Below are 4,453 nucleotides of genomic sequence, written 5' to 3'. Positions count from 1 at the left end.
TCATCCAGACGGTCGAGCACGCGGGCGCCGCCTACCCCGTGGTCGCCGACCCCGCGCTCAAGCTGCAGTGCGAGTGGTGGAAGGCCATGTGCCGGCTGATCTTCTCGAAGAAGCTCACCAAGAAGATCTACAACGCCTGGTTCGTCGCCGGCGTCGCCGGCGCCATCGAGGCGCTGAAGGGCTCCTGCGACAAGCTCAAGGGCAAGGCCAAGCTGATCTGCAAGGTCGCCTACACGACGGGCGGCGCCTCGGCCATCTACAAGGTCCGGGACGCGGCCAGGAAGAACCAGTGCTTCGCGATCCGGTTCCAGGCTCCAGGCATCGTCTGGTACGAGGTCCGCAAGAAGAGCTGCCAGAGCAAGTAGCCCCCTGCACCATCCCGACGCCCCCGCCCGAACCGGCGGGGGCGTCGCCCTTCGCGCACCTCCCGGTTCGCGGTGGCTCACTGGAACGAGAGGGAGTCGACGGTGATGACGCTGTGCTCGCCGTACCAGAAGCCCTCGCGCGCCTGATCCCCCGCTGCCCCTCGGCGTCGCCTGGCAGAACGTCGGCTCCGGATTCAATTCTTCCGTCTGAATGCATTCATCAGCACAGCTGTTCTCGGCGTATTCGCGCCCTGCCCGCACTTCCTCAGAAGCGACTGCGGCGTCCCGCGATCGTGCAGGTGGCGGGGCCATCACGGCCGTCCGCGCCCACCTGCTCCCATGGAAATTCCGAACCGCCGGCCGATTGCCCTGCGCTGCCATCTGACTGACTGCTTGACACGATCGCCACCCATCTTTAAGGTCACGTTGACCAGGTGACTTGAAACGTTTTTATAGATGTCAGGCACGCCCGGCGGCGAAGCGCGGCCGCCATCTCCCCGCCCCCCATCAACGGGAGAAAACATGCGTACCAGAAAAGCGCCAACGCTCCTCACCGCAACGGCCCCCCACAGCGCCTCGACGGACGCCGTCACCACCTGGGCACCCCCACGGAGAATCCCATGACCACAGCCCCCACCACGGCGCCACACCCGCTCAAGGGACGACGTCGCCGGTTCGCCCGCATCGTCGCCGCGCTCGCCATCCTGTCGGCCGGCGCCGGGGCCGGCATCGTGCTCGGCCCGCCCCCGGCGTCCGCCGCCGCCTGCGGAGAGGGCACCTTCCAGTCGCAGGTGACTGTCAGCGGCAGCACCTGGACCGCCCGCAACAGCGCCGGCGGCAGCGTCTACACCGGCACCGACTTCCGGGCGGCGGTCCAGGCCGGCATCGGCAGTCTCACAGCCGGGCGCACCTCGATCCAGCGGGTCGTCGTGCGCGGCAACGGCACGATGAGCGCCGGCAGCCGGATCTCGCTGCCGAGCTACACCTCCCTGTCGGTCTGCGGCACGATCAACGTAACCGGCTCGGGCTCGGGCGACTACGCGCCGATCTATTCCCGGGGCACTGCGAACATCGAGGTCCCGTACCTCAACGTCACCGGCACCCCGATCTACGGCATCTTCCTGCGCAACGTCACGAACGTCTGGCTCGGCCAGATCGACATGCGGCTCGGAGCGGGCCTCGGCGTACGCATCGACAACCGCGGCGACACCAGCCAGTGGACCCGCAACGTCCGGGTCGACACCGTGTACGTGCAAGGAGCCAGTTCGCACGCGATGGAGACCTACGGCGTCGACGGTCTCACCGTCGGCACCGTGACAGCACGCAACGTCGGCGAGTCCGGCCTGCTGCTCAACCAGACCATCAACGCGACGGTCGGCACCGTCGACGCCGACAACGCCGGCGCCGGCACCGGGTACGCCGCCTTCCGCATGGCCAACCGCAACGGCCGGGTCGGCAGCGCCTACCCGAACAACATTCGGGTCGGCACCGTCAAGGCACGCGGCGGCGGCCGGGGCATCTTCTGCGTCTCGGAGAGCGGCGGGGCCACCATCGACCGGGTCGACATCGCCAACACCGGCAACAACTCGGTGCTGGTGGAGAACTGCTACAACGTCGTCATCGCCGGAGTGTCGGGCACGGTCAGCGGCGGCGGCGAGGTCCGGATCGCGGCCCGTACGGAGTTCGCTCCGTCGTCGGGCATCAGGTTCCAGAACCTGACGGTCACCAACACCGCGATCAGGTGGAGCCCCTGCAGCGGCAGCGACAACACGATCAGCAACGTGACCCGTGTCAACTCGACGCTCACCTGGTGCTGACCCATCCGCCGCGGCTGTCGGCGCAATCCCCCTCGCTCTCGGACTGGCAGGAGAGACCATGCGCAAGGTCCACTTCTTAATCGTCTCCGCTCTGTTGCTGTCCCTGTCGCTGGTCGCCCCGAGCGCCGCTTCGGCCGCGGCGATCGGCCCGGCCGGGTGCGGCGCCCGCGTCGGCACGGTGGCCGCCGCCGCGACGACGACCGTCTGGATGGCCGGCGACTCGACCATGGCAAACCCCAGCGCCACCTGCCCCGTGGGCTGGGCCACCGAATTCGACTCGCTGTTCCACAGCAACATCGTGGTCAACAACCTCGCCGTCGCCGGGCGCAGCATCCAGACCTGGCTCTACGAGGGCAACGTGACATCCACCATCGGCTCGAACGGCGAGTGCGTTCTCGGCTCCACCACCTACTCGTCCCGATGGCAGCAGGTGCTCACCGGCATGAAGGCCGGTGACTACCTGTTCATCCAGTTCGGCATCAACGACGGCTCGACGACCTGCCCGCGCCACGTCGGCACCGCGCGCTACCAGGAGCTGATGACGACGATGGCGCAGGCGGCGCTGGCCCGCGGCGCCCACCCGGTCCTGCTCACCGCCGTCGCCGCCATCACCTGCTCGGGCAGCACCGCGGTGAAGAACCGCGGCTTCGTCACCCAGACCAACGCCGCCGGCGCCGCCACCGGCTCCCCGGTCATCGACCTGCAGACCCTCAGCGTCGACTACTACAACTCCCTGGGCCTGTGCCCCAACAACGGCGACTACACCTCCGGGCCGCTCGGACAGTTCTTCTGCAACGACCACACCCACTTCGAGGCGTACGGCGCCCGGCGGATCGCCCGGCTGGTGACCGGCGCGCTCCGGACACAGAAGATTCCGCTCGCCGACTCCCTCCTGTAGCACCCGCCGGCCGTCTCGTCGCCGGCGGCCGTGATAACGCAGGCACCCGCCGCCTCGGCGCGCTCGACGTCGGCGGGGGTCGGCCATCACAGCCACCGGGCGTTGGAACGACGTGTGGCAGAGTGACGAAGTGCGCATTTCCTCGCGGGCGTGGGCCCTCGACGAGCCCATCGACCGTGAGCCGGTGCTGCTCGCCCAGTCCGGTGGCTCGGCCGCCCTGGGCACGCTGCCGGCCCGGCATCGCGCGGGAGTGCCGGCGGTGGCGGTGAGCGTGCTGCGGAATCCGGCCGAGAGCGAGGACGCCGTCCAGGACGCGTCGCTGACCGCGCCGGCCAGGATCGGCGACCTGCGCGATCCCGCCGCCGTGGGCCCGTGGCTGCTCACCGGCGGCAACGGCGTCCGTCATGCCGAACCGCGCCGGTGAGCTCGCCGCCTTGCCGACTGCGGTGATGACGAGATGATCAGCCTCCGCCGCGCCGGCCAGTGGGGCCTGGTGTGGCGGTGGTCCCAGACCGGCGGATGGCGCCTTCCCCGTTTCGTGGCTGCGGCGTTTTCATGGTTGCCGCGAAAACCTTGACTAACGATCACTTCCGATTCATAGTGAGCCCGTCAACCCACAAAGCTGCGCACCTCCAGAGGTCGTCCAGCGCATAAAATGTTAACGCTAACATGCGATGGCCGCGTTTCATGGTCCTTTGATCAACAGCTCACCCGCGGAAATTCCAGCATTCGCGGTGCCCCCCGAGAAAGGCAGAGGTTCATCATGATCGTCGGGTCCGGATTACGGCACGTGAAAAAGGCGATGCTGTCCGCCGGGGCAGCCGTCGCGCTCGCCGCCGGCCTGCTGGCCGGCATCCCCGCCCCGTCGCAGGCCGCCGCGTCGCAGTCGTGCGACATCTACGCCGCCGACGGCACGCCGTGCGTGGCCGCGCACAGCACGACCCGCGCCCTGTACGCCGCCTACAACGGCTCGCTCTACCAGGTACGCCGCTCCTCGGACAACGCCACCCAGAACATCGGCCTGCTCAGCGCGGGCGGGTACGCCAACGCCGCCACGCAGGATTCCTTCTGCGCCCGTACGACGTGTGTGATCACCGTCATCTACGACCAGTCGGGACGCGGCAACAACCTGACCCAGGCGCCCCCCGGCGGTTTCTCCGGCCCGGCCCCGGGCGGGTACGACAACCTCGCCGTGGCGACGGCGGCGCCCACCATGGTCGGCGGGCACAAGGCGTACGGCGTGTTCGTGGCCCCCGGCACCGGCTACCGCAACAACAGCACCAACGGCGTCGCCAGGGGAGACCAGCCGGAAGGCATGTACGCCATCTTCGACGGCACGCACTACAACGGCGGCTGCTGCTTCGACTACGGCA

General features: G+C 68.8%; 5 protein-coding genes. All 5 read left to right on the top strand.

Translation table 11 applies throughout. From position 1 onward, the window contains the following. A partial coding sequence (locus AB0L65_RS62735; RefSeq protein ID WP_364267535.1) for a hypothetical protein occupies positions 1 to 365 on the top strand: 365 nt, incomplete at its 5' end. A 620-nt stretch (positions 366 to 985) separates the two neighbouring features. After that, positions 986 to 2,182, top strand: a complete 1,197-nt coding sequence (locus AB0L65_RS62730) for a hypothetical protein (RefSeq protein WP_364267532.1) — start codon at positions 986 to 988, stop codon at positions 2,180 to 2,182. A 58-nt stretch (positions 2,183 to 2,240) separates the two neighbouring features. Next, a complete protein-coding gene (locus AB0L65_RS62725; protein WP_364267529.1) occupies positions 2,241 to 3,080 on the top strand; it encodes an SGNH/GDSL hydrolase family protein in 840 nt (279 codons plus the stop codon). Between the two features lie 130 nt (positions 3,081 to 3,210). Then, a complete protein-coding gene (locus tag AB0L65_RS62720; protein WP_364267526.1) occupies positions 3,211 to 3,504 on the top strand; it encodes a hypothetical protein in 294 nt (97 codons plus the stop codon). A 339-nt stretch (positions 3,505 to 3,843) separates the two neighbouring features. Further along, the coding region (locus tag AB0L65_RS62715; protein WP_364267523.1) for an arabinofuranosidase catalytic domain-containing protein at positions 3,844 to 4,453 on the top strand (610 nt) is incomplete at its 3' end.

The organism is Nonomuraea sp. NPDC052116, from assembly GCF_040680035.1.
Lineage (GTDB): Bacteria > Actinomycetota > Actinomycetes > Streptosporangiales > Streptosporangiaceae > Nonomuraea > Nonomuraea angiospora_A.
Note: the sequence above shows the minus strand (reverse complement) of the source record. Positions and strands in the feature narration are given on the sequence as shown.

What these genes read in the sequence shown, in the direction of transcription:
- AB0L65_RS62725 (WP_364267529.1), top strand. Translation starts at nt 2,241, where the DNA reads ATGCGCAAGGTCCACTTCTTAATCGTCTCCGCTCTGTTGCTGTCCCTG.
- AB0L65_RS62730 (WP_364267532.1), top strand. Translation starts at nt 986, where the DNA reads ATGACCACAGCCCCCACCACGGCGCCACACCCGCTCAAGGGACGACGT.